General features: G+C 58.5%; 25 protein-coding genes. 10 read left to right on the forward strand and 15 right to left on the reverse strand.

Going from position 1 to position 26,822, the window contains the following annotated elements; translation table 11 throughout:
- Positions 1-11: 11 nt before the first annotated feature.
- From ACXAE6_RS07185 to ACXAE6_RS07210, 6 genes are read left to right on the forward strand one after another with little or no spacing between them, the layout of a single operon-like run.
- Positions 12-971, forward strand: a complete 960-nt coding sequence (locus ACXAE6_RS07185; RefSeq protein ID WP_475146207.1) for an AAA family ATPase — start codon at positions 12-14, stop codon at positions 969-971.
- On the forward strand, positions 971-1,885 hold the full coding sequence (locus ACXAE6_RS07190) for a DUF58 domain-containing protein (protein ID WP_475146209.1): 915 nt from the start codon (positions 971-973) through the stop codon (positions 1,883-1,885). The genes ACXAE6_RS07185 and ACXAE6_RS07190 overlap by 1 nt, the downstream gene beginning before the upstream one ends.
- Positions 1,867-2,286, forward strand: coding sequence for a DUF4381 family protein (locus tag ACXAE6_RS07195; protein WP_475146210.1), 420 nt, complete (start codon positions 1,867-1,869; stop codon positions 2,284-2,286). Before ACXAE6_RS07190 ends, ACXAE6_RS07195 begins: the two co-directional genes overlap by 19 nt.
- Positions 2,283-3,242: a vWA domain-containing protein gene (locus ACXAE6_RS07200; protein ID WP_475146212.1), complete on the forward strand. Its 960-nt coding sequence runs from the start codon at positions 2,283-2,285 to the stop codon at positions 3,240-3,242. The genes ACXAE6_RS07195 and ACXAE6_RS07200 overlap by 4 nt, the downstream gene beginning before the upstream one ends.
- Positions 3,239-4,813: a VWA domain-containing protein gene (locus ACXAE6_RS07205; RefSeq protein ID WP_475146214.1), complete on the forward strand. Its 1,575-nt coding sequence runs from the start codon at positions 3,239-3,241 to the stop codon at positions 4,811-4,813. The genes ACXAE6_RS07200 and ACXAE6_RS07205 overlap by 4 nt, the downstream gene beginning before the upstream one ends.
- The gene (locus tag ACXAE6_RS07210; protein WP_475146216.1) at positions 4,807-6,396 is read left to right on the forward strand and encodes a BatD family protein; all 1,590 of its coding nucleotides are present in this window, start codon (positions 4,807-4,809) and stop codon (positions 6,394-6,396) included. Before ACXAE6_RS07205 ends, ACXAE6_RS07210 begins: the two co-directional genes overlap by 7 nt.
- Here ACXAE6_RS07210 and ACXAE6_RS07215 read toward each other — a convergent pair.
- The 4 genes from ACXAE6_RS07215 to ilvA form a co-directional block, all read right to left on the reverse strand.
- On the reverse strand, positions 6,384-8,375 hold the full coding sequence (locus ACXAE6_RS07215) for a hybrid sensor histidine kinase/response regulator (protein WP_475146217.1): 1,992 nt from the start codon (positions 8,373-8,375) through the stop codon (positions 6,384-6,386). The two genes, ACXAE6_RS07210 and ACXAE6_RS07215, sit on opposite strands and share 13 nt — an antisense overlap.
- 117 nt (positions 8,376-8,492) lie before the next feature.
- Complete coding sequence (typA, locus tag ACXAE6_RS07220; RefSeq protein ID WP_475146220.1) at positions 8,493-10,310, reverse strand: translational GTPase TypA; 1,818 nt, start codon at positions 10,308-10,310, stop codon at positions 8,493-8,495.
- Between the two features lie 179 nt (positions 10,311-10,489).
- Positions 10,490-10,993: a hypothetical protein gene (locus ACXAE6_RS07225; RefSeq protein ID WP_475146222.1), complete on the reverse strand. Its 504-nt coding sequence runs from the start codon at positions 10,991-10,993 to the stop codon at positions 10,490-10,492.
- Positions 10,994-11,138: 145 nt separating this feature from the next.
- Positions 11,139-12,653, reverse strand: a complete 1,515-nt coding sequence (gene ilvA, locus ACXAE6_RS07230; RefSeq protein WP_475146225.1) for a threonine ammonia-lyase, biosynthetic — start codon at positions 12,651-12,653, stop codon at positions 11,139-11,141.
- A 166-nt stretch (positions 12,654-12,819) separates the two neighbouring features.
- Between ilvA and rpiA the strand changes: the two genes are divergently transcribed.
- Positions 12,820-13,524 (forward strand): ribose-5-phosphate isomerase RpiA, encoded by a 705-nt coding sequence (gene rpiA, locus ACXAE6_RS07235; RefSeq protein ID WP_475146227.1) that lies wholly within the window; start codon positions 12,820-12,822, stop codon positions 13,522-13,524.
- Positions 13,525-13,531: 7 nt separating this feature from the next.
- Here rpiA and ACXAE6_RS07240 read toward each other — a convergent pair whose 3' ends face one another.
- The 11 genes from ACXAE6_RS07240 to ACXAE6_RS07290 all read right to left on the reverse strand — a co-directional run bounded on the left by ACXAE6_RS07240 (position 13,532) and on the right by ACXAE6_RS07290 (position 23,158).
- Positions 13,532-14,128: a hypothetical protein gene (locus ACXAE6_RS07240; protein WP_475146230.1), complete on the reverse strand. Its 597-nt coding sequence runs from the start codon at positions 14,126-14,128 to the stop codon at positions 13,532-13,534.
- A gap of 133 nt (positions 14,129-14,261) precedes the next feature.
- Positions 14,262-14,702: a DUF2147 domain-containing protein gene (locus ACXAE6_RS07245; RefSeq protein ID WP_475146232.1), complete on the reverse strand. Its 441-nt coding sequence runs from the start codon at positions 14,700-14,702 to the stop codon at positions 14,262-14,264.
- Positions 14,703-14,845: 143 nt separating this feature from the next.
- On the reverse strand, positions 14,846-15,850 hold the full coding sequence (locus ACXAE6_RS07250; RefSeq protein ID WP_475146235.1) for a Rieske 2Fe-2S domain-containing protein: 1,005 nt from the start codon (positions 15,848-15,850) through the stop codon (positions 14,846-14,848).
- Positions 15,847-16,926, reverse strand: a complete 1,080-nt coding sequence (locus ACXAE6_RS07255) for a GNAT family N-acetyltransferase (protein WP_475146237.1) — start codon at positions 16,924-16,926, stop codon at positions 15,847-15,849. Before ACXAE6_RS07255 ends, ACXAE6_RS07250 begins: the two co-directional genes overlap by 4 nt.
- Positions 16,920-18,062 (reverse strand): ATP-grasp domain-containing protein, encoded by a 1,143-nt coding sequence (locus ACXAE6_RS07260; protein WP_475146239.1) that lies wholly within the window; start codon positions 18,060-18,062, stop codon positions 16,920-16,922. The genes ACXAE6_RS07255 and ACXAE6_RS07260 overlap by 7 nt, the downstream gene beginning before the upstream one ends.
- Positions 18,050-19,300 (reverse strand): F390 synthetase-related protein, encoded by a 1,251-nt coding sequence (locus tag ACXAE6_RS07265; RefSeq protein WP_475146241.1) that lies wholly within the window; start codon positions 19,298-19,300, stop codon positions 18,050-18,052. Before ACXAE6_RS07265 ends, ACXAE6_RS07260 begins: the two co-directional genes overlap by 13 nt.
- A gap of 34 nt (positions 19,301-19,334) precedes the next feature.
- Entirely contained in the window at positions 19,335-20,201 is an 867-nt protein-coding gene (locus ACXAE6_RS07270; protein WP_475146243.1) for an MBL fold metallo-hydrolase, read from the reverse strand.
- Positions 20,170-21,150, reverse strand: coding sequence for an NAD-dependent epimerase/dehydratase family protein (locus ACXAE6_RS07275; RefSeq protein ID WP_475146246.1), 981 nt, complete (start codon positions 21,148-21,150; stop codon positions 20,170-20,172). Before ACXAE6_RS07275 ends, ACXAE6_RS07270 begins: the two co-directional genes overlap by 32 nt.
- Complete coding sequence (locus ACXAE6_RS07280) at positions 21,147-22,133, reverse strand: 3-oxoacyl-[acyl-carrier-protein] synthase III C-terminal domain-containing protein (RefSeq protein WP_475146249.1); 987 nt, start codon at positions 22,131-22,133, stop codon at positions 21,147-21,149. Before ACXAE6_RS07280 ends, ACXAE6_RS07275 begins: the two co-directional genes overlap by 4 nt.
- A 36-nt stretch (positions 22,134-22,169) precedes the next feature.
- Complete coding sequence (gene ybaK / locus ACXAE6_RS07285; protein ID WP_475146251.1) at positions 22,170-22,646, reverse strand: Cys-tRNA(Pro) deacylase; 477 nt, start codon at positions 22,644-22,646, stop codon at positions 22,170-22,172.
- Positions 22,643-23,158, reverse strand: coding sequence for an N-acetyltransferase family protein (locus ACXAE6_RS07290; protein ID WP_475146253.1), 516 nt, complete (start codon positions 23,156-23,158; stop codon positions 22,643-22,645). Before ACXAE6_RS07290 ends, ybaK begins: the two co-directional genes overlap by 4 nt.
- Before the next feature lie 139 nt (positions 23,159-23,297).
- On the opposite strand from ACXAE6_RS07290, the gene ACXAE6_RS07295 reads away from it, so the two are divergent.
- From ACXAE6_RS07295 to ACXAE6_RS07305, 3 genes are read left to right on the forward strand one after another with little or no spacing between them, the layout of a single operon-like run.
- Positions 23,298-24,623, forward strand: coding sequence for a TolC family protein (locus ACXAE6_RS07295; protein WP_475146256.1), 1,326 nt, complete (start codon positions 23,298-23,300; stop codon positions 24,621-24,623).
- Positions 24,624-24,665: 42 nt separating this feature from the next.
- Complete coding sequence (locus tag ACXAE6_RS07300; RefSeq protein ID WP_475146258.1) at positions 24,666-25,652, forward strand: HlyD family secretion protein; 987 nt, start codon at positions 24,666-24,668, stop codon at positions 25,650-25,652.
- Entirely contained in the window at positions 25,645-26,820 is a 1,176-nt protein-coding gene (locus ACXAE6_RS07305; protein ID WP_475146260.1) for an ABC transporter permease, read from the forward strand. The genes ACXAE6_RS07300 and ACXAE6_RS07305 overlap by 8 nt, the downstream gene beginning before the upstream one ends.
- Positions 26,821-26,822 lie beyond the last annotated feature (2 nt).

The raw sequence follows: 26,822 nt of genomic DNA on the forward strand, positions 1-26,822 counted from the left end.
AAAGGCGTGCCATGACCACCGATCGATCCCTGTCCAGGCTGCAGATGGCGCTGCAGACACGCATTCTGGGTCAGCCGGAGCTGATCGAGTCACTGATGTTAGCGCTGCTGGCCGACGGTCATCTGCTGGTCGAAGGCGCGCCGGGCCTGGCCAAGACCACGGCCATTAAGGCCTTGGCCGCCGCCATCGATGGCGATTTCCAGCGCATTCAGTTCACCCCCGATCTACTGCCCGCCGACGTCACCGGCTCGGACATCTACCGCGCTGAAACCCATCGCTTTGAGTTTCAGCCCGGCCCGGTGTTCGCCAATCTGGTGCTGGCGGACGAGATCAACCGGGCACCAGCCAAGGTGCAGTCGGCGCTGCTCGAAGCCATGTCGGAGCGTCAGGTGACCGTCGGAGGCACCACCTATTCGCTGCCCGATCCGTTTCTGGTGATGGCCACGCAAAACCCCATTGAACACGAAGGTACCTACGCCTTGCCGGAGGCGCAGCTGGACCGCTTTTTGATGCGCGTGCGACTGGATTACCCGGATGCCGCCACCGAACGCCGCGTGCTGGAACTGGCGCGGCGGCGTGAAGCCCAGGTGGAAGCCGAACCGGTTACCCTGGCCAGTCTGGCGGAACTCGGCGAAGCGCGACGGGCATTGAACGATGTCCACGTGGCCGAGGCGGTGAGCGACTACATCGTGCATCTGGTCGATGCCACCCGGCGTCCGGCCTATTACAGCGGCCGCCTGGCCGACGTTATCGAATTCGGTGCCTCACCGCGCGCCACTCTGGCGCTGGAGCGTTGCGCGCGCGCCCTGGCCTGGCTCGAAGGCGAAGACTTCGTCACGCCGGATCAGGTGCATCGTTTGGCGCATCGCATTCTGGAGCATCGGCTGGTGCTGTCGCTGTCCGGCCAGGCCGAAGGCTGGACGCCCAGCGCCGTGGTCGATCATCTGTTGGACAGCGTGGCGGTACCCTGATGCAGGCCGATCTGGCGCCGGCGGGCACCGAGGTCCGGCTGGCGGAATTATTGGCGTTGCGGCTGATCGCAACGGATCTGTCGCGCCTTCCCTCGCGCCCGGCGCACCATCATCTGGACGGCGAGCAACGCAGCCGCCAGCGCGGTCAGGGCCGCGAGTTCGCTGAACTGCGCGCCTACCAAAGTGGCGAAGATGTGCGCCGCATCGATTGGCGCGTCACCGCCCGGCGCAATGAACCCTATGTGCGTCTGTTCGAAGCCGAACGTCGTCAGCCGCAACTGATCTGGCTGGACCTCAGCGCCAGCCTCTATTTCGGTACTACCAAGGTATTTAAGTCGGTGCTGGCCAGTCATTGGGCGGCTTTTCTCAGTTGGCGGCTGATCAGTCTGGGTCAGCCGGTGCGTTTGCTGGTGACCGGCCCGGGCATTGAGCTGTGGCTTAATTTACGGCGCCCGGCCGACGTGGCGGCCGCCTGTCAGCGTTTGGCGCAGGCGCATGGTCAGTTGGCTCAGACCCATCTTAATGGCAGCGCAGCGCCCTCGACCGGGCGTATCCAGGCGGCGCTGGCGGGACGGCCGACACTGTGGTTGTTGTCGGATCTGAGCCATTGGACGCCGACGGCGCTGGATCTGGCGTTACCGATGCAACGGCTGAACGATTTGACCGTGTTGCAACCGGTCGATGCGGTGGAGGCCGAATTGCCGGCGGTGGGTACGCTGTCGATTCACAATGGTGCCCGTGAACAGCGTCTGTCGACCGATGCTGCCCGGGTTCGACATCGTCATCGTCAGGCTTTTGCCGAGCGTCAGGATGACTGGCGGCAGTGGTCGAAGCGGCGCCAGGCGCATTGGTTGCCGACCGCCAGCCAAGCCTTTAACTGGTCGGAGGTGCGCCAATGGCCGCTGCCGATCTGAGTCAGCTGAGCGCGCAGTTGCTGGCTAACAGCGCGCCGCCGGCGCCTTCTGCCTGGCCACCGGCCTGGCCGTTCTGGGTCTTGGCTCTGTTACTGATGGCTGCGCTGCTGGCCTTGGTGATTTATCGCCGTACCAGTGCGCGCCGGCGCTATTATCTGAAGGCGTTGCGGCAACTGAAAAAACGGCCGCCGCAAAGCCGGCTGCGTCTATTACACGCCTTGCTGCGCAACGCCGGTGGCGCCCGGGTGCGGCAACTTAATACCCAGGCGTTCGCCGATGTTGTCGCCCAGACGTTGGGGCAATCGGCGGCGCCAGCCTGGGTGAACGCTCACTATCGGCGGCGCACTGTGCGCATTAACTGGCGCGAGGCGCGGCGCCTGATTCGGCGGTGGTGCCGATGATTTTCGCCTGGCCCTGGGCGTTGCTGGCGCTGCCCGTGCCCTGGTTGCTGTGGTGGCGTCTGCCGGCGCGTGCCACCGCTGATCGCTTGCGGCATCCAGTGGTGCAAGGTTGGCTGAGCGACAGCAATGAACGCGAGCCGGCGCGTTCCGGTCGCGCCGGATTCTGGTTGTGGCTGGTCTGGGCGCTGTTAATCGTCGCGCTGGCTCGCCCACAAACCCTGGGTCCACCGCTGATACCGGCGCAACCCGGGCGTAACATGATGCTGGTGGTGGATCTGTCCTTGAGCATGGCCGAGGCCGATATGCAGTGGCAGAACCAGACCGTCAGTCGCTATCAGGCGGTACAGGCGGTGGTCGGTGACTTTGTACGCCAGCGTCGCGGCGATGCCCTGGGGCTCATTGTCTTTGGTGATTTCGCGGCCTTGCAGGCGCCGTTAACGCCGGATGTCGATGCAGTCGAAGCGGTATTGGCCACCTTGCAGCCGGGCATGGCCGGTAACAGTACCGCCATTGGTGATGCGCTGGCGCTGGCGGTGCAGCGATTGCGTCAGGCGCAGGCCGAAGAGGCCGTGATTATTCTGTTATCGGATGGTGAAAACACCGCCGGCGAGTTGCAGCCGTGGCAAGGCGCGGAGGCGGCCAAGGCCAGTGGCGTGCGCGTGCACAGCATCGGTTTTGGCGCCGATCCGCGTTTGGGCGTCTTCAGCATGACCAACAGCACCGTCGATGAGGCCACCCTGTCAGCTATTGCCGAACAAACCGGGGGGCGTTATTTCCGGGCGCGTTCGACGCAGGAACTGGCGACGGTTTATCAGCAACTCAATGCTTTAGAGCCGAGCCTGCAACGGTCGCTGAACAGTCGTCAGACCCACGACTGGTTCTGGGTGCCGGCGTTGGCGGCGTTAGGCTTGCTGACGTTGGGTCGGGTGATGAACAGCCAGAGGAACTCGGCATGATGTTGCTGCGCCCCTGGCTGTTGCTGTTGCTGCTGCCCTGGATCTTGACCTGGTGGTGGAGCCGGCATCGCCGTCGCAGTGGCAGCTGGTCGCGCTTGATTCAGCCTGAGTTACTCCGCGCGCTCAATCATCAGCCCGGTCGTGACCCGGTCGGTCATCAGTGGATGCTGGGCCTGGCCGGCGTGCTGATCATCGTCGCCCTGGCCGGGCCGGCGCGCACTCAGCCGACCACCACTGGGCTGAGTTACGGCAATCTGGTGGTGGTCCTGGATAACAGCCTGTCGATGGCCGCTGAGGACCTGACGCCCTCGCGGCTGGAGCGCGCCCGTCGCACCGTGCTCGACTGGGCCGATTCGGGTTTGTTCGAACGCACCGCCGTCATCATCTATTCCGCTTCGGCGCACTGGCTGATGCCCTTGACCGAAGACGCCCAAACCCTGGCGCTGCAACTGGAGCAACTGGATCCCTTCCAGATGCCGCGTTATGGCAATCGTCCTGATCTGGCCTTTCAACTGCTCGGTGAAAAACAGGCGCAGCTGGCGGGTCAGCCGCTGCATCGACTGTGGCTGACCGACGATCCGGGCGGTGAATTGCTCGCCGGGGTCGACAGCAGCAATCACGCCGGTGGCAGCACCTGGATCATGCCGGTCGGCACGGAACAGGGTGGGCCGATTCCGCTGCCCAATGGCGATGGCTTTGTCACCGACGGTGATCGTCTGGTGGTCGCCAGTCTGGACCGCGACGCCTTTCAACGCGCGGCCCGGCGGCTCGATGGTCAGTTACTGGCCTTGGGTTCTGAACCACCGCAGCAGTGGTTGACGGCGCGCCGCAGTGTCGGTCTGGCCGGGTCGTCGTTGCAGGATATCGGGCCCTGGTTATTGCTGCCGGCGCTCGTCTTGCTGTTGCCCTGGTACCGGCGTGGTCTGGTGTTTGCGCTGCCGTTGCTGGTGTCGCAACTGTGGCTCTGGCAGCCGAGCCCGGTTGCGGCGGAAGCGCTGTGGCAGAATTCGGAGCAGCAGGCTTTTGAAGCCTGGCGGCATGGCGAACTGGAACGCAGTCGCGACTTGACCGAACGCCCTGAACTCCAGGCTCAGTTGGCATTCGAGGCTGGCGATTACGCCACGGCCGCGCGCTATTGGGGTCAGCTCGACAGTGCAGATGCGCATTACAACAGAGGCAACGCCCTGGTGCGTCAGGGTGAGTTGGAAGCGGCGTTGGCGGCCTATGACCAGGCGCTGGCGAAGAGTGACCACCCGGCGGCCCAATACAATCGTCAGTTGGTGGCCGATTTTCTGGCGCAGAACCGGCCACCGGAAGAAGACGAAGCGCAGCAGCAGGAAGCGCAGCCGGCGGAGTCGCTCGGTCTCGATCAAAGCGAGTCGGACGCTCAGTCCGCCCGGAGTGATGCGACGGCCGATCCCATTCTCGATGCTCAACAGCGGGTGCAAAATGCGCGTCTGGAGCAGTTGCTGAATCGGGTGCCACCACCGCGTGGCAATCTGCTGGAGCGTCGGCTGCAGCAGGAATACCGCCAGGCGCCGAGTGACGATCCGGGAGCGACGCTATGGTAGCTCGCCTGCTGTTATTACTGTTAATGCTCAGCTTCGCCTTGGGGCGCGTCTGGGCGACGGTCGAAGTCGAGGTTGATCGCAGCCGGCTGTATCAGGATGAACGGCTGGAACTGACCATCCGCGCCGACCCGGACAGTGCCCGCTATCCGCTCGATCTGACGCCGTTATCGGCGCTCTTTGATATCGATCAGCAAAGCCAGGGCCAGCGTTTGCGGCGCGCCAATAATGGCACCATTCAAGCCTGGCGCGAGTGGCATCTGTGGTTGCGGCCTCGTCATATCGGCACCTTGCAGGTGCCGTCGTTTCGATTGGGCGATGAGCGCAGCGAACGCATTCTGATTGAAGTGCTCGATCCGGCCAATCGTGGCGATGCGCTGCCGGCCGATGCCGTTCGCCTGGAAGTGAATCTGGCCGAGCGCGAGCTCTACATCGGCCAGCCGACGCAACTGACCATCGATCTGTGGTATCAGGTGCGCCTGCAGGGTGAATACGCGAATTTGAGTTTTGGCGACTTTAACGTCGAACTGCTCGATGAAAACAACGTCACCGAATACCGCAATGGCCGGCAGCTGCGGCGCTATCGGTTAATCTACCGGCTGACGGCGGATCATCCCGGTCAACTGGAAATACCGCCGATTCGTTTTGTCGGCCAGTATCAGGCCGGTCCTTATGGTGAACGGCGGTCGGTTGAGCGCACGCATGCGGCGATCGGCATAGCGGTGAAACCCATTCCCGCTGAGTATCCTGACGATGCCGCCTGGCTGCCGGCCCGGCAATTAAGTCTGAGTGATAATCTGCCCGGGCAATTGCAGTTGGCGGCCCACGCCCATCAGGAGTGGACTGTCACCACCGATGTTGAAGGTCTGCCACCGACGCGCCTGCCCGACCCGCTGGCCGGCCTGGGCGGCGATGCCTGGCGTCTGTATCGCAACGCGCCGGAGTTTGATGACCACCAGCGCCGTGATTTGGCGGCCCTGGTGTTTACCGAACCCGGCCGTCAGCGCTTGCCGGCGGTGCGTTTGCCCTGGTGGGATCTGCAGCGCGATCAACTGGCCTATGCCGAGCTTCCGGCGCGTACCGTTGAGGTGACGCCGGAGGCCAGCCAGGCGCTGCAACCGACACCCTTGGCGGAGTCGGTATCGCCGGAAACGGTTTTGCCGAGCCGCCTTGTCTGGCCCTGGATCAGCCTGGCGCTGGCGCTGGGCTGGTTGTTCACTGCGTTGGTGCTGTGGTTCAGGCGTCGGCGCAAGACATTGAACGAGAGCCCGGCCAAGACTAAAGCACCGACTCCCGCCAAGGCGTTGCGCCCGGCGGATTTGCTGGCCGAGTCCGATCCACTGCGCTTTCGGCAGGCTTTGTTAGCTTGGCTGGAACAGGAAGGCATGGAACCGTATCAGGCACTGGCGCAACTGTCCGGTTCGGCTGCTGCGGTCTGGGGGCGTATAAATGCCGGCCTGTACGGCCGGCAATCGATAGCGGCACCGAGCCGCGCCGAACGCAAGGTGTTACTGGCAGCGCTGATAAAACGCCAGCGCCGGCCACAATCGACCGAGCAGGGCCCGACCCAGCTTTATCCGGACTGATCGGCCGGCAGCCAGCGTGCCAGCATGGCGGCCAGGGCCTGACGGCGCAGCGGTTTGGTCAGATAACCGTCCATACCGGCCTGCAGGGCCTCGCGCTGGTGGTCCATCATGGCGTGGGCGGAGAGCCCGATAATGGGAATCCGGCGCAGCGCTTCATCGTCCAGAGCGCGAATGCGCCGCGATGCTTCGTAGCCGTCCATGATCGGCATTTCACAATCCATCAGCACCAGATCAAAGGCTTCCGTCTGCAGTCGGGCCAGAGCTTGCGCGCCATTTTCGGCCAGCACCACCGACATGCCCAGATAGTGCAACATGCCTTCGGCAACACGCTGGTTCACCACATTGTCTTCAACCAACAGCAGATGGGCGGGACGCAGTGGCCGCTGCGGCGTTTCCTGGCGCTGCGCTGACGCCTGAACCGGTGCGCCCTGATAGTGGCTCAGTTCAATATCGAACCAGAAGGTCGAGCCCTGTCCCGGCTGACTGGTGAAACCGATGCGGCCATTCATCAGTTCAACCAAGCGCTGACAGATCGCCAGACCCAAGCCCGTGCCACCATAATGGCCCTGGCTGTGCGCCTGGAAGAAGGCATCGAAAAGCGCGCTTTGTTGATCCGGGCTGATGCCGATACCGGTGTCGCTGACCTCAAAATGCATCTGGTTGGGCTGGTCAGTACAGCGCACCCGCACTTCGATCTGTCCTTGGTCGGTAAACTTCAAGGCGTTGCCGAGCAGATTCAACAGCAACTGGCGCAAGCGATTGGGGTCGCCGTTGACGCGTCTTGGTAAGTCGGGATCGAGGGTGACGGTCAGCGCCAGACCTTTGTCTTCGGCCGGCTTGATAAACAGCGCCAGCGTTTCGTCGACCAAATCGGGCAGATCGAAATCAATGATTTCCAGTTCCAGCTTGCCGGCTTCGATTTTCGACAGATCGAGAATGTCATTGAGGATGGTGGTCAAGGCCTGGGCAGAATTGAGAATGGTGGCCAGATAATCGTGTTGGGTGGGGCTCAGTTCGCTGTCCTGCATCAGTTCGGCCATGCCGATAATGCCATTCATCGGGGTGCGAATTTCGTGGCTCATATTGGCCAGGAATTCGTTCTTGTGGGCGTTGCTGATGCGCAACTGCGTCAGCGTATCTTCCAGTTGCTGAGTGCGTTGCTGGATCTGTTGTTCCAGGTTTTGCTGATGTTGTTTGATGCGTAACGAACGGTCGGCCAGTTGCACCTGCAGGCGATTCAAGGTGACCGCCAGCAGGCCGATCTCGTCGCCTTCGCGGGCCAGCCAGTCGGGCAGTAATTGGGCGCGAAAAACATCATCTTCAGGTTCGATGGTGGCGATAACGTCCTGCATTGCCTGCAGCCGGTTTTCGACCAGACGCCGCACCGACACGGCCGTTACCAGCACCAGGATCACACACAGCAAAACCGCGCTGATGGCGGTGAAGGTGAGGTTGCGCCAGCTTTTGCCCAGGATAACGCCGACGTCAGAGTAAACCTCGGCGCGACCGACCGGGTATTCCACACCGTTGGCCGGGAAGACGATATCGAGCGTAAAACGCAGCCGCTTGTTGATCAGGTTGCCAACGCTTTCGATGTGGATGTTGGGATAGTCGTTCAGTTCGAAACGCTGGCTGGGATTGGGCCAGGTGTTGGATGGGCCGCGCCATTCGTTCAGCGCGATGTCTTCGGATTCGATAAACACCGCCGTGATCAGCGGATGTTCATAGAGCAGGTCGGCGGAGGCTTCAATCTGAACCGGATCGAAACTCCACAAAGCATTGGCTAAAACATCGCGGCTGCTGGCCAGAGTGAAGGCAATGTCGCGGGCACCGGATTCTTCTTCGAGTGAATATTCGAGGCTTAATTGAATGCTGGTGGTGAGCACCACCAGGGTAACGAACAGGCCGGCGATCCAGACCAATAATCGCCGGGACAGGGACAGTCGTTTCCGTGACGGAGCCAGGACAGGTTTGGGCACAGGCGCTCTTCCACTAAGCGAACAGACATCAAGTGGAAGAGTGTAGTTCAGCTGGCTATGGAATGCCGTGAGCGGGTTGGAAAAGCGGGCAAAACCGAGGCTTTGCCCGCTGTCTTATCAGCCTTTGCTGCGACCGGCGCGCTTGCGCTCGTTTTCGGTCAGCAGTTTCTTGCGCAGACGGATGGATTCCGGCGTTACTTCAACCAGTTCATCGTCTTCGATAAATTCCAGCGCCTGTTCCAGGGTGTGGCGAATCGGCGGGCTCAGCGTCAGCGCTTCGTCGGTACCGGCGGCACGGATGTTGGTCAGCTGCTTGGCCTTGGTCGGGTTAACCACCAGGTCGTTGTCGCGGCTGTGAATGCCGATGATCTGACCTTCGTAGATTTCTTCACCATGACCGAGCAACAGACGACCGCGATCCTGCAACTGATACAGGCTGTAAGCCAGCGTCTTGCCTTTGGCCATACTCACCAGCACGCCGTTCTGGCGACCCGCCATATCACCGCCTTTGACCGGACCGTAGTGGTCGAAGATCGAGGTCATGATGCCGGAGCCGGAGGTCAGCGTCAGGAACATGCCACGGAAACCGATCAAACCGCGTGACGGCACGATGAATTCCAGTTTGATACGGCCTTTGCCGTCGTTTTCCATGTTGGTCATCTCGGCTTTGCGCAAACCGAGTTCTTCCATGACGCCGCCCTGGTGTTGCTCTTCGATATCGATCACAACCTGCTCATACGGCTCCTGAATTTCGCCGTCGATCACTTTCTGTACCACTTCCGGACGCGATACAGCGAGTTCAAAACCTTCGCGGCGCATGTTCTCGATCAGCACCGACAGGTGCAGTTCGCCACGACCAGAGACTTTGAATTTGTCGGCGGTATCGCCCTGCTCAACACGCAGTGCGACGTTGGCAATCAGCTCCTGATCCAGGCGGTCCTTGATGTTGCGCGAGGTCACGAACTTGCCTTCCAGACCAGCGAAGGGTGAATCGTTCACCTGGAAGGTCATGCTCACCGTCGGTTCGTCAACGGTCAGCGCTGGCAGCGCTTCGGGGGTGTTCGGTTCGCAGAGGGTATCGGAGATGTTCAGGCCTTCGATGCCGGTGATGCAGACGATATCGCCGGCTTCGGCTTCGGGCACTTCAACGCGCTCCAGACCGTGGTAACCCATGACCTGCAAAATACGGCCTTTTCGCTTGCTGCCATCGCGGCCAACCACAACCACCTGATCGTTGGTTTTCAGCTTACCGCGCTTGATGCGGCCAACACCGATAACGCCGACATAAGAGTTGTAATCGAGGGCGGAAATCTGCATTTGCAGCGGGCCGTCGAGTTCAACGTTCGGCGCTTTCACCTGGCGGGTGATCATTTCGAACAGCGGCGTCATGTCTTCGGCCATGTTCTCCGGGTCGTCGCCGGCAATGCCGTTCAGCGCCGAGGTATAGATGATCGGGAAATCCAGCTGTTCATCGGTGGCGCCCAGACGGTCGAACAGATCGAACACCTGATCCATAACCCAGTCCGGACGCGCGCCCGGGCGGTCAATCTTGTTGATAACAACAATAGGATTCAGGCCTTTTTCGAACGCCTTGGAAGTCACGAAACGCGTCTGCGGCATGGGGCCGTCGACGGCGTCGACCAGCAAAAGCACCGAATCGACCATCGACAGAACCCGTTCTACTTCGCCGCCAAAGTCGGCGTGTCCGGGGGTATCGACGATGTTGATACGATAGTCCTGCCATTTAATGGCCGTGTTTTTGGCCAGAATGGTAATACCACGCTCACGCTCCTGGTCATTGGAGTCCATGATGCGTTCCGCGCCCTGGTCCTTGCGGCCGAGGGTGCCGGACTGCTGCAGCAGCTTGTCGACCAGGGTGGTTTTACCATGGTCAACGTGGGCGATGATGGCGATATTACGCAGGTTATCGATCACAACGTCAGGGTTCCGGGAAATAAGGGGCGCGCATTATAACCGCTTAGGCTGAATAAAAAAGGATCAGATTGGCGCTGCGCGCCGGAAGACGCTAAACGGGAGACGCTGGACGCTGTGTTAGCGGTCTGTGGCGTCTCAAGTCCGGGCGGCGTACCGCTCCCGTTATGCGTCAAGCGTAACTATGGATAGAGCTGCACAATGCCGCTGTCGGCCTGCATATCCGCCACCAGCCAGATCTGCTCGAAAGGATGGCCGCCAGGCACCTCGATACGATGCTGCAGCGCTTCGATCTCCGCACGCGACCAATGCGGGTTGGCGTTGCGGATGACCAGCCAGACGCGTTCGCTGTTGTAAGTCTTCTCGGCCTTGATGGCGAGGATGCGGTTCAGCGCGCGCAGCAGACGACCGTCGGTATCGCCGGCATTCAATAACGCCAGCTCGCCGAGGGTGGTGTCGCTGAGCTCGCGGCCGAGAATGGCCATGGCTTCGGCTTCACTGCCGTACAGATGAGCGATTTCCAGATCCAGCCGCTCGCCGTCGAGAAAACAGGACACGTCCGGTTTATCCGGCCGGTTGTGCCAGATATGGCGAATCGGCACGCCCTGCTCGCGCTCCCAGTGGCGCATAAACAGCCGCGCAGCTTGATGTTCGAGGGCAATTTTTTCTTGTTCCGCTGGAGTCATTTGGGGCGGGGGATTTGGGTGAGTTTGGGAGTATAGCGGGAAGTGGGAGACGCTTGGGTGCAGCGCACCCGGGAGACGGTAGACGCAAGTTACGCAAACCCAGCGTCTTCCGTCCGGGCGGCGTACCGTCTCCCGTTCTTGTCCCTCAGGACAAGAACACCCCATACACCGGATTCTCCGACTCATCCCAGTACGGATATCCCAGATCATCCAGCTTGGTGCGGAATTCTTTCAGTTCCGCTTTGGGCACCTGGATGCCGGCGAGGACACGACCATAGGCCGCGCCGTGGTTGCGGTAGTGGAACAGGGAAATGTTCCAGTTGCCGCCGAGGGTGGTGAGGAATTTACCCAGGGCGCCGGGGCGTTCCGGGAATTCGAAGCGGTACAGTCGCTCGTCGGTAATGTGCGGCGCGTGGCCGCCGACCATATGACGGATGTGCGATTTAGCCACTTCGTTGTCGGTCAAATCCAGCACCGGATGGTCAGCGTTGCGCAACGCCTGCACCAGTTCCTGGCGTTCTTCATTGCTGCTGATTCTGACGCCGACAAAAATTTTCGCCTCGTTGTCGTCAGCATAACGGTAATTGAATTCGGTCACCGCGCGCTTGCCGATGATGGAAATAAACTGCTTAAAAGCACCGGGACGTTCAGGAATGGTGACCGACAAAATCGCTTCGCGATGTTCGCCGACTTCAGCGCGCTCGGCGATATAGCGCAAGCGATCGAAATTGGTATTAGCGCCGGAGGAGATGGTTACCAGCGTCTTGCCTTCCCAACCTTCACGGGCGACGAATTTTTTCATGCCGGCGACGCTGGTGGCGCCGGCCGGTTCGGTGATTGAACGGGTGTCATCGAAGATGTCTTTGACCGCCGCGCAGATTTCATCGGACGTTACGGTGATGACTTCGTCGACATAATCTTTGCAGATTTTCCAGCTGTGTTTACCGATCTGCGCCACGGCGATGCCGTCCGCAAAGATGCCAACCTGATCGAGCGTCACCCGTTTGCCGGCTTTCATGGCCGCAGCCAGACAGGCGCTTTCTTCAAATTCGACGCCGATGACTTTGATCTGTGGCTGCAGATATTTGATGTAAGCGGCCATACCCGCCGCCAGGCCACCGCCGCCAACCGGAATAAAGACGGCGTCGATGGGCGCACCGCTGTGCTGATGCAGAATCTCGCGGGCGACGGTGCCTTGACCGGCGATGATGTCCGGATCGTCGAACGGATGAATAAAGGTCAGGCCTTTTTCCTGTTCCAGTTTTTGCGCGTGTGCCAGCGCTTCGTCGAACGAATCGCCGACCAATACGGCTTTGCCACCGCGCGCGCGGACGTTGGCGACTTTAATGTCGGGCGTGGTCTTGGGCATCACGATGGTGGCTTTGACGCCCATTAAGCGGGCGGCCTCGGCCAGGCCCTGAGCGTGGTTGCCGGCTGACGCGCAGATCACACCTTTGGCCAGTTGCTCTTCGGTCAGGGTGGTCATCTTGTTGTAGGCGCCACGCAGTTTGAACGAGAACACCGATTGCAGGTCTTCGCGTTTAATCAAAATCTGGTTATTCATCCGGCGGCTGAGAAATGCAGCGGGTTCCAAAGGCGTTTCGATGGCGGCATCGTAGACTTTGGCGTTGAGGATTTTCTTAACGGTCTGTTCGAGCATGAACGAATCCTACTGTCCGGATGAATGGGGCGCGCTGAGCGCTTTGGGATTGTACGGTTTTTGCTACAGCCCGGAAATGCACGACGGCCGCGAATTGCGGCATACTGTTTTTCAACCGAGGTCCCTTTGCGGGCTATAATGCAGCCAGAGATGACGAGAGACCGATATGGATCAGAATGAAATGAAACAAGCTGTCGCCAAGGCGGCACTGAAGTTCATCAAGCCGGACCTTAAGGCGGACGCCATTATTGGTGTCGGCACCGGCTCTACCGCCAACTGTTTTATCGATGAGCTGGCCACTGTCAAAGACGATTTCCGCGGCGCCGTCGCCAGCAGCGATGCCACCGCTGAGCGTTTGCGCGGTCACGGCATTGAGGTGTTCGAGCTGAACGAGGTCGATAAGTTAACCGTCTATGTCGACGGTGCCGACGAAGCCAACCGCAAGTTGCAGCTGATCAAAGGCGGTGGCGCGGCGCTGACGCGGGAGAAAATTGTCGCTTCGGTGGCCAAGACCTTTATCTGCATCGCCGATGAATCCAAGGCCGTGCAAAAGCTTGGTGGTTTTCCGTTGCCGGTGGAAGTGATTCCGATGGCGCGCAGCGCGGTAGCTCGCAAGCTGCAAGCTATGGGTGGTAATCCGGTGTATCGCGAAGGCGCTGTTACCGACAACGGCAATCAGATTCTCGATGTCTTTGAGCTCGATATCAAAGACGCCGTGGCACTGGAAAAAGAGATCAACAACATTCCCGGCGTGGTGACCAACGGCTTGTTTGCGCTGCGCCCGGCCGATGTTCTGTTGCTGGGTACACCCGATGGCGTCAAGCAGCTTACCGTCATCAACACCATGGCCGAAGACGGCGAATTCTACTGAGTTTGGTTTAGCCCTGGGCCAGGGCGGCCCAGATGGCCCAAAAAGCGATAATCACCAATAACAAACCCAGTCCACGTCCCCAGCGCTGCTGAGTGCTTTCCTGCACCAGCCATTCGCCGGCGCGTTCAGAACGACTCCCCCAGATCAGTACGATGGCGTCGGCCAGCGGCCAGATCAGCGCCAGCACAAATAATTGCGCTGAGGCTCCGGTCCAGGCCACCAGCAAGGTTGTGTGGGTAAAGATTGCCAGCCATAAGGTCAGCGATAACAGCGCTGACAAGACGACGGCGCCAGCATCGGTGCGGAATAAGGGATGGTCCGGATCGGCGATAAAGGTGCGGGTCCAAAAACGCATCCACAGCCACAGAGCCGTCAGTACGCCACTGAATACCGCCATGGCCGGTCCCGCTGGGTTTGACGCCGCCCAGAAATGGATCAGCCACGCCAGCAGCAGCGTCAGCGTTGTGGTGGTCAGCAGACGCCAGATAACGACCGACCACAGACGCTGTGGTTGGGCGCGCAGCGCGCGAAACAGTTCGAAGCGGAGGGCGTCAGGCGAAGCCACTAAGGCAACCGCCAGGCAGAGGGCAATCAACAGACTCACAAGCGGGTATCCAAAGGTTAGCGTTGGGCCGCATTCTAGGATGTTGGGGTGATGCAAGGCCAGTCGGCGGCAACCGCTTGGCGATTGCCGCTGTCGGTATCAGTCGACTTTATCCGTCAACTTACCCGTTTTATCAGTCAACGCGGTGCCAGGTTTGAGTGCGGCCGATCAGTGCGAAGCCGAGATAGCCACGCACTTCCAACTGGCTGCCACCTTCGGTGACTTTAAGTTGGGCGCTGTATTCCTTGCCGTTTTGCGGATCGAGAATCTTGCCGTCGACCCATTCATCGCCGTCCTGTTCCAGACCCCAGATGATGTTCAGGCCGACCAGCGGTTGGTTGCGGCGTGAGCCTTTGCACTCGCTGCAAACCGGGTTGGGTTCGCTGGGGTTCAGTAGCTCGACAATTTCACCTTTCAGTTCGCCGCCATCGTTCCAGATACGCACGATACTTTTGGCTTCACCGGTTTCATCATCGATGGTGCGCCAGTTACCTTCGGCGGACATGGATTCAGCAAAGGCGGTTAAGGGCAGCAGCAGGCCCAGAGCGATCACAGTAGAAATCAGGCTTTTCATTGTTGTTGTTCCGTTTGTGACAGTGATGCATGCAACATAGCAAATTCCGATCCCGGCTCAAGCTGGAAGCGACAGTTCGTGAGCTTTATTCAACATTAGTGCACTGGCAGTGACGATCCGGCGAGCCGTTATCGACAATGCCGTCACTGCCCGGCTTCGACGTCCAGCCTGATATCAGCACCGGCTTGGGCCGCTTGGTCATGCAGCAGCGCCCACAGCGGCCGGGCCACGATATCGGTCTCAGCAAAACGGTAGTGCTCGCCAAAGCGTTCCACTGCCTGTTGTTGCTGGTGAAGTATGGCTTTGTCCTGACGGAAGAGGGTTTCGGCAAAGGGTTTGAACAGCGCGAAACGCAGGCTGGCCGGCAGCCAGGATTTGGGTGCGTAAAGGCGCGCAAAAATTCCTGTTTCGGCCGCACTGTGCGGTACAAAAAACAGCACCACGCGTAACAGAATTTTATCTTTTTTCAGATAATCCAACTCGACCCGGCCGGGTAAATCAAAACGCCCTACATTGTGGTCAACACCCGGATCAAACAGCCGATTAATCCAGCCATTTTGTTTTTGGGTCAACTTAAACTGAGTTCGGAAACCGCCGTCGTGTACGCTTTGCGAAATGTCCATCTGCTGCGCACCGCGATTGCGCAACAAACCTTTGTGCACGTAGGGCGTATGGCAGGGGTCGAGAAAATTCTCGATACTTTGAAAAAGATTACAGGGTAAGCGACGGTAAGCACTGGCGTGAACGTAACCGGGCAAATCGGAAAAACCCAGAGGTTCACCCTGACCCTCTTGCAAGCGTGTCCACAACAAGCCATCACGTTCCATCACTGGATAAGCACTCAGCTTGGCGTGTGTGCTGCACGTCGCTGTACCCGGGGTGCGTTGTAACTGACCGTCGGCATCGAACGCCCAGCCATGATAAGGACAGACCAGTCGACCGCTTTCGATAAATCCCTGCGACAGCGGAATTAACCGATGCGGGCAGCGATCGGTAAAGAGGCGCGGCTGACCTTCCAGTCGGGCCAGCACCAGGGGCTTTCCCATCAGCGATACGGCGACTGGTTGGTCTTTTAAATCGCGGCTGGCGAGCAGCGGATGCCAACAACCCGCGACACCGGGATAGGGAAAATCGGTAAGGTCGTTCACAGTTTAAACCGCTCCAATAAGGGTCGATAAAAATGTTGGCTAAGCCAGGATAACAGCCACCAAACCGCTCGCCGATAAAGACCCAGATGGCGCACATAAACGTAGCTGTATTCGATGGCAGCTAGGCCACCGCGACGACGCTTAAAGTCGGGTGAGCCAGCGCTGAGGTTGAGCGTTAACTGACGGTCCATGGCATAGCGAATGACAAAGGCAATCAACCGTCGGTACAGCGCTAAGCCTATTGGGCGATCGGTATCGTAGCCAATCACTGGTGCTGTGACTGTTTGATCGACGCCGTATAAACCCGCAACACCAACCAGCTCGTCCTGGTAAAAAAGCCCGTACAGTTCGACTAATCCTGTGGCAGAAAAAGTGCGCAGCCAGTCGGCCGAAAATTGCACGTTATGGCGACTGTATTTATCAAGATAGAGCTGATTATAGAGTTGCTCGGCGCGCGCCATCTGAGCGCCGTTATCGGGATCCAGACATTGAAAACGCCAGCCGCTTTGCTGCAACAAACGGTCATCCATGCGCGCATTATGGCGTGCCCACCAGCGGGTTCGGTCCTGATACAAATACACCTGACGGGTGACGATGGGGCGCCACCCATCTACCTTGGCCTGATGCATAATATTGGCGTTCTGAGTTTCGTTCAGCGAACGCAACATTAACGCATGGTCGGGATATTTTTGTAGGGCTTGTTGGCGCAACTGACGAAGATTCAGACGCTGCCACTCGTCGGCATAGAGGTTGGTCGACAAACATTGGTTATTGAAAACCTGCAGCCGATCCAGTTTGGCCAGCCGTAATGGTAGTGCAAGAGTCGCAATCAATATTCGGCTCAAAGCACGTACGATAACAGAGCTTACTTTGGGCAGTTCATCCTGGGCATAGCCGATGATCTGAGTCAGGGGCGAGACTACCCAACAATTATCCGGATGCGCCTCGTTGACACTGGTGGGTACCAGCACTGAATCCTGTTGGTAGAGCACAAAGTCGGTGCGCAGATTACGAATCAAACCGGGTTGCTGCATCTGCTCAAAGAAACGACGATTCTGTTCGTTCGCCTTCAGCATGAGATCTTTGCTCCCGGTTCGGGGCCATTCCATTCAATGTCAAAGGTGCTGGCGTCGGTGAGCGGTTTGCGCCAGCGAATCATGCGATACAGCATTTCCAATAAGGCGAGCCAGGGCGCTCGATGTTTGAGCGGTATGCTCTTGTCTTTCAGTACGTCCTCGGCACGACGATAGTCGCGCAAGAGTTGGCGGAACTTACCTGCTTTAATAGCCGTTAATCCAAACATTAACGGCAACGAAATACCAACACGACAGGCAGTGGCAGTGCCCTCGGTTAACATAAAATGACCCTCTTGGGTGAACTGCAATTGATGCCGTAACAGGTGTAGCCCACTGGTTGCTCTTGGATTGCATTCAAGACAAAACAACTCGCCATGGCGGTCGATAAAATCAAAAGCCGCCTGACCATGAAATTTCGTCTTTTGACCAAACTGTTGCGCAAATTGTTGCAGCCTTGAATCCATTACCGGTTCGAAATAACTGGATGCTGCCTGGTTTAATAAGTAGCGCGGCTGATAGGCCTGGTGCGCGATCAGTTCGCCATGGCTGAACAGCGCATAGTTGCATAATGCCTGACCCTCGATGCGTTCTTGCTGCACCCAGGGAACCTCAGCATTTACTTGATCAGCACTCAGTGAGTCGCACATAACCTGTGCAATAAACTGCCGTCCAAAGCGCGAGTAAACCGGTTTAAGAATGGTGTTCGGATCGTCCAATATCTGGTCGGGATGTTGGCACAGTCGTGTCGCCGGAACCCGCACGGAGGCCAGACCATCGAGCAAGGGCAACGACTGGTATTTATGATGCAATTGAAACAATAAGTCGTTGTCGGGCATTAACCAATGGGCGGACGAATCACACCACGAACGCACCTGTGCCAGATAGAAAATCTCTTCACAGGTTGGTATCAGCAAATCGATATGTTGCCTTTGCAGAAACTGATTCAATTGCTGAGCAAAGGCATCGATTTCCAGCCGTGGCGGAGGCAACTCTAGGTAACCTTTAATGTCTTTTAGAAAGCGCCCTAACGGCCACTTCAGACTGTCCGCCAGCCACACTCGGTGACCGCCGGCCAATGCCAATCGTGCCCACTCCAAAGCGACCGGAGCACGGGCGCCGGTGATCAGGACATCCATGGATTAATCACCCGCCGTTGTTTGTTCGTAGCCGTCCAAACCGGGGCCGGTGCTTTATCGAACTGCAACGGTTCAACCACGCCCTGGCTGATAAATAAACGGCGCAATGCTCGCTCGATTTCTTGGTGTTGCTGGTCACTTTCAATGCGAACCCGCTCGGTGTCTATCTGGCTGATGCGATAGTCCAGTGGCTGATCGCTGACTAAGGCAATAGCACGATAAATCAGATCGGGCAGGACAGTAACGGTGCCTGCGATGCCCGGCAGTTTTAGCAGATCGCCGCTGCGACCGCCGATGCTGGCGATGGCGCGGAATACGCCAGGCGCATCGCCTGCTTCGATAACGTCATCAAGTTGGTAACGAATAATGGGCTGAGTACGGCGCCGGAAATCGGTAATGATGGGCGAAAAATAACGCCGCTGCTGATCGAGCCAAAGCGGTTCTATATGCACAGCGTCTTCATTCCAACGCAGCACACCATCGCTGTGAGTACAGGCCAGAAAGCCTTCGGTGCATTGGTAAATTTCGTGAATCGGACAGGCAAAACGATCGATGAGTAATTGACGGTCGGTTGGCGTTAACACTTCGGCACCGGAGATAACCAGCGATGGTTTTAGCTGCTGACTGTGACGGGCGCACCACTGCAACGCCTGGGCGCTGCCGACCAGCAACGTCGGTTTAAAAGCTTCGAGTTTTGGCAGCCACTGGTCAGCCGGTTGAGTTAAGTCGGCGTAGTGAAACTCGATGCGGCCTTTACCGACAGTTTGGTAGAGCGGGCTGTCGGCACGCAATAACAAGGCAACGCGTTGGCGCGCAAAGAGTGAGGGTAATAATTTGGCGAGAACCACGCCGGCCCACTCCAATCGCTCCTGACGCGACACCAAAAACAAACCCCGCTGGCCGGAAGTGCCGGACGATAAGCCAACGGTCACATCACCAAGGTGTGACTGACTGAAATCGCGACTTTGTTCGGCACTAAGGGCGCGTTCGAACAGGTCATCGCGCTTTAGCTTTCGAGTATTCAATTGATCGAAATTCGCCATCATGCTGGCTTTATCCATTAACGGAAAAGCATCCAGCGGTTGGCCTTGATAATCACGATAGAGTGGCGAGTGCTGACAAACCCAGTCGAGGTGTTGTCGCAGTTGCTGCTGTTGCCAGGCTTCCAGCTGCGAGCGTGATGCAAAGCGACGCAGCCGTGTCGCTAGCAGATGGCGCAGAATGGTCAGCTTTTCCATAGTGATTTTCCATAAGAACGTTGCTAAGTAACGCTCAGCTTATCCAGCCTTGTTGCAACAGTTGTTGCGACGTTTCCTGACAGTGCGACGGCACAAAACGAACACGGTCGGACGCTTGTTGATAACAGTGACGCAGTTTGTTCAGCGTATCGATATAAAGTTGGCGATCATCACAGAGAATATTGGCCAGCCAATGTTGATTGATGTTTTCGCGCAGATTGTCGATCAGCCAACAGGCGTCAGCGAGAAAGAAAATAAAACCGGATTGCAGTCGAACCAATAAACCCATTTGACCAGCGGCGTGTCCGGGCAGGTTCACCAGATACAACAGTTTGTCATCGAATAAATCGGTTGCTGCTAACCCCAGTGGGCCGCTGTCCAGTTGCAGAATATCACCCAGATCCAGATCAAACTGATCGATAAAATGCAGGCGTTTTTCGGCATCGGCAGGCAGCAGTTCACGCAGATAACCTTTGCGCAAACGTTGCAGACGACTGCGTTTGGTCAAGAACTCATAACCGCTGGGATGGCAGTGCAGTTGCGCATGATCGAAGTCGCAGATACCCGCAATATGGTCGCCATGAAAATGCGATAGCACCAGATGGTTGATATCGGCGGCGGAAATATCTAACGCCGCTAATTGCTCTTTAACACTGTCACCACCGTGCAAGGTATGAGGTGTGATCAGGGCATAAAAACGCTCCGGAAAATGACGGGTGCTCTGTGCAAACTGGGCGTGATAACCGGTGTCGAACAGCAGCTTGCCGTGACTGGGATGCTCGATCAAAGCTACGCCTGCGGGAAAGTGGCGCGGCGCTAATCCCGAACCCGGTTTGACCATAAAGCCCGGGTGTATGCAGTGGCCGGCTTCAAACCAGCGAACGCTGACGCCATTGGACATAGCGTTGAATTCCTTCATCGATAGAGATTTTGGGCTGATAACCCAGGTCGTGACGAGCGCGATCAATATTCAGTGTCTGGTGATAATGAAACAGGGCGGCGCTGTAGCGCGTTAGTGTGGGTTCGGGTTGGCCGGGCCAATGTTGGTAACACTTTTCTGCAGCATAAATCACTGGTGCTAACAGCGGATAGGGCAGAGTGCGAATGCGCGTTGGACTGCCTAACTGTTCGAACAAGAGCGACAGCGTATCGAGTAACTGAACCGGCTCAGCATTGCTGATGTTGTAGATTGAACCGGGTGCCGTTTCGCGCGTTGCTGCCAGAATGGCGGCCTCGGCGACGTTGTCGACATAGGTCAGATCGACGCGTGGATTACGTCCGGACGGCAACCATAAAGTGCCGTTGCGCACGGCGGCAATAATGCGCGGTAAAATGGCGTTGTCGTTTGGCCCAAAAATACCGCGCGGTCGCAAAATAACACTCGGTATCGGGCTGTTGATGACTGCCTGCTCGGCCGCTGCTTTGGTCGTCGTATAGTGATTGCAAAAGCGTTTTGGCAAGGGCTGAGTTTCGCGGATGTCCAGCGCGTCGCGAAACTGGAAATACAGACTGGGCGTGGAGATGTGCACAAAGCGCGACACATCTTGCCGTTCGGCAGCGGTCAATAGTGTTTGGGTGCCGTGCAGATTGGCCTGTTTGAAATCGCTCAATCGGCCCCAGGGGCTGGACAGTGCTGCGCAATGAATCACCGCATCGACCTTCTGGCAGGCCTGTTCGAGCCCTGTCCGATCGGCCAGATCAATGGCAAAAAACTGTGCGCCAGTTTCGGTTGCCAGAGCGTCACCGAGGGTACGATTGCGTCCGGTAAAACGGATGTCAAAACGGTCGTGATAAAGGCGCACCAAGGCTTGTCCGAGCATGCCGGTGCCGCCGGTGATCAGCAATTTCACAGCCGCAATACTCCCATTCCTAAAGACAAACCCGCCGCTGAGCCAAAGAGTAATACCGTCTGGTGAGCGCTCGTGGGTCGGTTGCGTAACAGGTAATCCAGGGCGATGGGAAGGGACGCAGCAATCTGGTTGCCCAGGGTGGCAAAACGATTGATCACTTTGTGGTTATCCAGTTTCAACTGACGGACCAGATTGACCAGGCCGGCGTGGCTTGCCTGATGAGGAACATAGTAGTCGATATCGGCGAGCGTTAAGCCCAGGGGCGCCAGGCCTTGTTGTATAAAGTCTGGCGCCAGTCGCGATACCAGGCGGTACAGTGGCTTGCCCTGCATCTCAAAATAGCTGCCCTGAGCGGCGGCTTCGGCGCCGTATTGGCGTGGGTGCAGTCCGCTGCCGCCGGCGCGAATCTGACACAGTTCATAGCCTTCCGGATAGGTGCGAAAGCGGCTGGTTAATAATCCACTGTCGCTGTCACTGGCGTCGAGAATAAAAGCCGCGGCGCCGTCGGCAAAGAGGGTGGCGGTTTCGATTTCGTGATCGAGTACGCCGATTTTGGCGACTTCGCTGGAAATGATCAGGATACGTCGATAACGGCCGCACGCGAGGGCCGCATCGGCCAGATCGAGCGCGGCCAGAAACGACAGACAAGTCGCATTGACGTCCATGCTGGCGATCGGAACCGGGGCCTTTAAGGTTCGCAATATTCCGGCCGCGTTATAAGGCAGGGCTTGATGGCTGGTGCCGCTGGCACAGAGCAATAAATCGATGTCGGCCAGCGACAGCTCAGCTTCATTGAGCGCTGTTTGGGCCGCCTGAGCGCCCATATAGAGCGCTGTCTCATCGACCGCAGCGTAGTGGCGTGTGTCGACGCCATAGCGCGAACGGCAACTGCCTTCCGGCAGGCTGAGACGTTGGTCCAGCTGTTCGGCGGTTATCGCCTGGCGTGGCAGGTAGCTGGCGCTGGCGCGAATGGTGAAGGACATGGCTTGGTCTCTTGTACGTTGCCGCTGAGCTGAAGCTTAGTCGTTGATCAGCAGCGCCAAGCGGGCGCCGGTCAGTTGTTGCAGTGCCTGCGTTGCCAGTTCCAGATCGAGCCCACGCTTGCCGCCACTGACAAAAATACTGGGCAGGTTTTCAGCGCTGCTGTCGAGCACCGTCGGCAGGCGCTTTTTCTGACCCAGCGGACTGATGCCACCGACCACGTAGCCGGTGGTTTTTTCAGCAATCGTCGGGTCGGCCATTTGCGCCGATTTCTGGCCATGGGCTTTGGCGGCACGCTTGAGATTGAGCGTAGACGTGACCGGTAAAATACAGACGCCGAGCGATTTGGCGTCGCCGTTAAAACTGACCAGCAATGTTTTAAAAACCCGTTCCGGTGCCACTCCTAAGGCTTTGGCCGCCGCTAGGCCATAACCTTCATCGCTGTCGGTCACTTCAAAACGGTGCAACTGATAGTCGACCTTGGCTTTGTCGAGTTGTTTAACCGCCGGTGTCACAGACAGGTCTCGAACTGAGTGGCCATCTGAGTAAGGCCGTCGCCGGTGACGCGTTTGGTGAGCCAGCCATCGAGTGCCTTGGCACCCAGGGCGCGATAAAACTGTCGTGCCGGTTCGTTCCAGTCCAGTACCTGCCACTCCAGACGACCACAGTCGCGTTCCACCGCCAACTGCGCCAGGCGGGTGATCAGGGCTTTGCCCAGACCCAGGCCACGGTGCGCTGGCTGCACATACAAATCTTCCAGATGAATGCCCGGCTGCGCCAGGAAGGTGGAATAGTTGTGGAAAAACAACGCCATACCGACGGCCTTGCCATCGACTTCGGCAAGGATGACTTCGGCGTAGTGCTGTTCGCCAAAAAGCGTGGCGTGCAGTTTTTCTTCGCTGGCGGTGACTTCGTGACGCAAATGTTCGTAGTCGGCCAATTCGCAGATAAAGCCGAGAATGGCGGATACATCGTCGGCGGTGGCCGGCCGCAGTTGGGCGCCGGAGGCCAGGGTAATAGCGGACATGAGGATCTCGATGACAACAGGAGTCGGGCGAGTATCGAAAATAACGACACCACTGACAACTGCTTGGCGGCAAATGACAGCCGCTGCGTTGCGCGTCACTCCTAAACTCGGCGCCCATTGAGCAATCGAATGAGGCGTTATGAAACAGTCTTACCTGCTGGTGATGGTCGGTGCTTTGCTGACGCCGCTGTCACAAGCATCCGAGTTGGAAACACTCTGGCATCAGGTACAAACCCAGAATCCGGGCCTGCAGGCGCAGTCGGCAGCGGTGACTGCGCGCCAGGCTGAAGCCCGCTCTGAGCGCTGGCGTTATGGCCCGACCTTGACCCTGAACAGTCGCTATACGCAATTGAATGATGACCTGTCGTTAAGCGTCGATATCAGTGCTCTGAATCCACTGGCGCCGCCAATGCGCGAAACCATTCAGCAGGATCAATACAGCACCGCCACGCTCGAAGCGACCTTGCCGGTCTATACCGGTGGGCGTCTGCAAGCGGCGGTGGCGGCGGCCGATGCGCGTATCGACGATCAGCAGGCGCAGGCTGAGCAGCAACAGCAGAGCGTTTTGCTGCAGTTGGTCGATCGCTATTACAGCCTGGTGTTGGCGAGCGAAGCCGTGGATATCCGCCAGCGCCGCCTCGATAGCCTCGATCGTCAGGTCTACAGCGCCGAGCGGCGCGAACAGGAAGGTTTGATCGCCACGGCTGATCGCCTGGCTGTTGAAGTCGAGCGCGACGAAGCGCGGCGCGAACTGTCCAACGCCCAGGCCGATTTGGAATTGGCCACCCTGGTTTATCGTCAGTTGGTCGGGACGGCTGTCCCCTTGCCGCAGCCCGGTCAACTGACGCCTTTATCAGCGAACCCCGATCTCGATAGTCTGCATCAGCTGCTGTTGACGCAATCACCGGAAATAGCCCAGTTGCAGGCGAAACAACAGTTGGCTGCTGCGGGTGCCGCCGGCAGTAATGCCAGCTGGTTACCAACGGTCGCGCTGTTCGGTCGTTATGAGTTACTGCCGGAGGGTTTGACCGCGCTCGATCCGCGTTGGGCCGCCGGTGTATCGGTGCAATGGTCGCTGCTCGACAGCGGTAATCGATGGCACCAACGTCAGGCCGCCCTGGCTCGGGTGGATCAGGTACAGCAGCAACGCACTCAGAGCGAAAGCGATCTCAGCAGTCGCTTGCAGCTGGACTACCGAGATGTGCGCCGGGCCGAAGCCAATATCGATTCACTGGCTTCGACCGAAGCCTTGGTGCAGCAGCAGGTAGAACTGACGCAGCGCGGTTACCACCAGGGTCTGAGCACCGACCTCGACCGCATTGCAGCGGAAACCGCTTTGGCGGCGGTTCGGCTGCAGCGTTTGCAGGCTGTGATCGAGCAGCATCAGGCTATGGCGCGGCTCTATATTCGCGCCGGTGACAGCGCCGCTTTCTTTGCTTTGCTGGACCGTTCAGCGGCGCTCTGAGCGCCACTTTTATGATCTTTTTGACCGCAGGAACCGATCACCATGAATAACAAAGCCATGATCCTCAGCCTGGCCTATCTGGCCGCTTTGGGTGGCATTCTCGGCTACGGCTATATGACTCAAGCGCAGGCACCGCAACCCTTATTGCAGGGTACTGTTGATGCCCAGACCATTCGCGTCAGCGGCAAGATTGCCGGCCGCGTGGCTCAGGTTGCGGTGCGTGAAGGTGACCAGGTCGCCGCCGGCGAGCTGGTGTTTGAACTGACCAGCCCGGAATTGCAGGCGCGCCTTGATCAGGCGCAGGCCGCTGTTAGCGCCAAACAGGCGATGAGTGAGCGCGCCGATCGCGGTGCGCGCGCAGAAGAACTGGCACAGGCGCGCGATCAGTGGCAGCGCGCTCAGTCTGCGGCCGACCTGGCGCAGACCACGGCCGAGCGATTGCGCAATCTGCACGCCGATGGCCTGGTGTCACAGCAGCGTTTAGACGAAGCCGAAACTCAGGCCGAATCAGCCGGTTTTGCCGCTGAGGCCGCGCATCAGCAATACCTCCAGGCGCAAAACGGCACCGATGATGAATTGCGTACCGCTGCGCGCAGCGAGGCCAATGCCGCCGAGGCACAACTGGCAGAGGTGCAGTCGATGGTCGCCGAAACGCGCATTACCGCTCCGGCGGCGGGTGAAGTCACCGAGGTGTTGATTCACAGCGGCGAAATCGCCCCGGCGGGTTTTCCGGTAGTCACTCTGACCGATTTGAGCGATGCCTGGGTGCGTTTCCACGTGCGCGAAGATCGTCTGGTTGAGTTTGCCCAGGACACCATCGTTCAGGGGTATCTGCCAGCCTTGGATCGCAGCGTTGAGTTGCGCGTGAGCTACGTCTCTCCCTTGGGTGAATACGCCACCTGGCGCGCCACCCATAGCGGTGAAGCGGATTTGCGCACCTTTGAAGTGCGCGCCCGGCCGGTCGAGCCGATCGATGACTGGCGCGCTGGTATGACGGTGATCATTGAGACGGCGGCTGAACATGGCTGAATTCGCGGTGATCAGGGTGTTGCGGCGTGAGTTGCGAATCCTGGTGCGTCAGCCGAGCTATCTGTTTTTGTTGTTTGGTGCTCCGGCATTGGCGGCGATCCTGCTCAGCGGCATCGTTTCGACGCCTGCGGTGCAATCGGTACCGTTTCAGGTGGTCGATGAAGATAACAGTCCGGCCAGTCGCGATCTGGCTTATCGCTTAAACAGCTCCCCGACGCTGGATGTCAGCCTGGTTCATGCCGGCAGTCAGGCGGCACTGGCGGAGGTTCGCGCGCAACGCAGTTTTGGTTATCTGGTGATCCCGGAAGGCTTCGCTGAACAGCTACAGATCGGTTTGCCACAGCAGATACCGGCTTATGTGAATCAGCAGAGTTACATGGTGGGCACCTTGCTCACTAATCAGCTGGTGCGCTTTGTTATTGAAAGCAGTTTGCGCGAAACCGCCAGCCAGTTTGTGGTGCACGGCCAGACCAAGACCCAGGCCAAAGCGCAGGTGGTGCCGATCAGCGGTGAGCGTTCGGTGGCCGGTAATCAGTGGCTGAATTATCAGTCCTTTTTGCGAGCTTCTTTGCACAGCCACATCTGGCATGTGCTTTTGGTGCTGAGCACGCTGTACGCCCTGGGTCGTGAATTTCGTGAGGGCACGACCGAGGATTGGTGGCAGGCGAGTGGCGCGCGTCTGGGTGTTGCCCTGGTGGGTAAGTTGCTGCCGTTAACGCTGGTCTTGCTGGGCTGGGCGGCGCTGTTTCATCTGCTGGCGTTGCACGCGCTGCAATTGCCCTGGGGCTGGCGACTGCCACGGTTGCTGCTGCTGAGCATCTGGGTGGCGGCTTTTTATATCAGTGCTGCAGTGTTGGTGATGGCGTTGCTGCACAACCTGCGCAAGGCGCTGTCGGTGGCGGCGATCTATACCCTGCCCGCTTTTGCGTTTATCGGCGTGACTTTCCCGGTGACTAATATGATCGGTGCGGCGCGGTTCTGGCAGTCGCTGTTACCGGTCGGCAGTCTGATTCGCTGGCAGGATCAGGTGCTGCACTTTGACGTCAGTTTAACCACTCTTTGGCCACAACTCTGGCCTTTGGGTCTGGTGACGTTGTTGCTCTGGCCGCCGACGCTGTTGCTGTTACGTCAGAAGGTGGTCCATCCCAAATGGACGGGGCATTACTGATG

Source organism: Saccharospirillum sp. ABV4_185, assembly GCF_056159245.1.

Excerpts from the sequence above, each read along its gene's own strand:
- ACXAE6_RS07185 (WP_475146207.1), top strand. The coding sequence starts at position 12 with ATGACCACCGATCGATCCCTGTCCAGGCTGCAGATGGCGCTGCAGACA.
- ACXAE6_RS07190 (WP_475146209.1), top strand. The coding sequence starts at position 971 with ATGCAGGCCGATCTGGCGCCGGCGGGCACCGAGGTCCGGCTGGCGGAA.
- ACXAE6_RS07195 (WP_475146210.1), top strand. The coding sequence starts at position 1,867 with ATGGCCGCTGCCGATCTGAGTCAGCTGAGCGCGCAGTTGCTGGCTAAC.
- ACXAE6_RS07200 (WP_475146212.1), top strand. The coding sequence starts at position 2,283 with ATGATTTTCGCCTGGCCCTGGGCGTTGCTGGCGCTGCCCGTGCCCTGG.
- ACXAE6_RS07205 (WP_475146214.1), top strand. The coding sequence starts at position 3,239 with ATGATGTTGCTGCGCCCCTGGCTGTTGCTGTTGCTGCTGCCCTGGATC.
- ACXAE6_RS07210 (WP_475146216.1), top strand. The coding sequence starts at position 4,807 with ATGGTAGCTCGCCTGCTGTTATTACTGTTAATGCTCAGCTTCGCCTTG.
- ACXAE6_RS07225 (WP_475146222.1), bottom strand. The coding sequence starts at position 10,993 with ATGACTCCAGCGGAACAAGAAAAAATTGCCCTCGAACATCAAGCTGCG.
- ilvA (WP_475146225.1), bottom strand. The coding sequence starts at position 12,653 with ATGCTCGAACAGACCGTTAAGAAAATCCTCAACGCCAAAGTCTACGAT.
- rpiA (WP_475146227.1), top strand. The coding sequence starts at position 12,820 with ATGGATCAGAATGAAATGAAACAAGCTGTCGCCAAGGCGGCACTGAAG.
- ACXAE6_RS07245 (WP_475146232.1), bottom strand. The coding sequence starts at position 14,702 with ATGAAAAGCCTGATTTCTACTGTGATCGCTCTGGGCCTGCTGCTGCCC.
- ACXAE6_RS07255 (WP_475146237.1), bottom strand. The coding sequence starts at position 16,926 with ATGCTGAAGGCGAACGAACAGAATCGTCGTTTCTTTGAGCAGATGCAG.
- ACXAE6_RS07260 (WP_475146239.1), bottom strand. The coding sequence starts at position 18,062 with ATGGATGTCCTGATCACCGGCGCCCGTGCTCCGGTCGCTTTGGAGTGG.
- ACXAE6_RS07265 (WP_475146241.1), bottom strand. The coding sequence starts at position 19,300 with ATGGAAAAGCTGACCATTCTGCGCCATCTGCTAGCGACACGGCTGCGT.
- ACXAE6_RS07270 (WP_475146243.1), bottom strand. The coding sequence starts at position 20,201 with ATGTCCAATGGCGTCAGCGTTCGCTGGTTTGAAGCCGGCCACTGCATA.
- ACXAE6_RS07280 (WP_475146249.1), bottom strand. The coding sequence starts at position 22,133 with ATGTCCTTCACCATTCGCGCCAGCGCCAGCTACCTGCCACGCCAGGCG.
- ACXAE6_RS07290 (WP_475146253.1), bottom strand. The coding sequence starts at position 23,158 with ATGTCCGCTATTACCCTGGCCTCCGGCGCCCAACTGCGGCCGGCCACC.
- ACXAE6_RS07295 (WP_475146256.1), top strand. The coding sequence starts at position 23,298 with ATGAAACAGTCTTACCTGCTGGTGATGGTCGGTGCTTTGCTGACGCCG.
- ACXAE6_RS07300 (WP_475146258.1), top strand. The coding sequence starts at position 24,666 with ATGAATAACAAAGCCATGATCCTCAGCCTGGCCTATCTGGCCGCTTTG.
- ACXAE6_RS07305 (WP_475146260.1), top strand. The coding sequence starts at position 25,645 with ATGGCTGAATTCGCGGTGATCAGGGTGTTGCGGCGTGAGTTGCGAATC.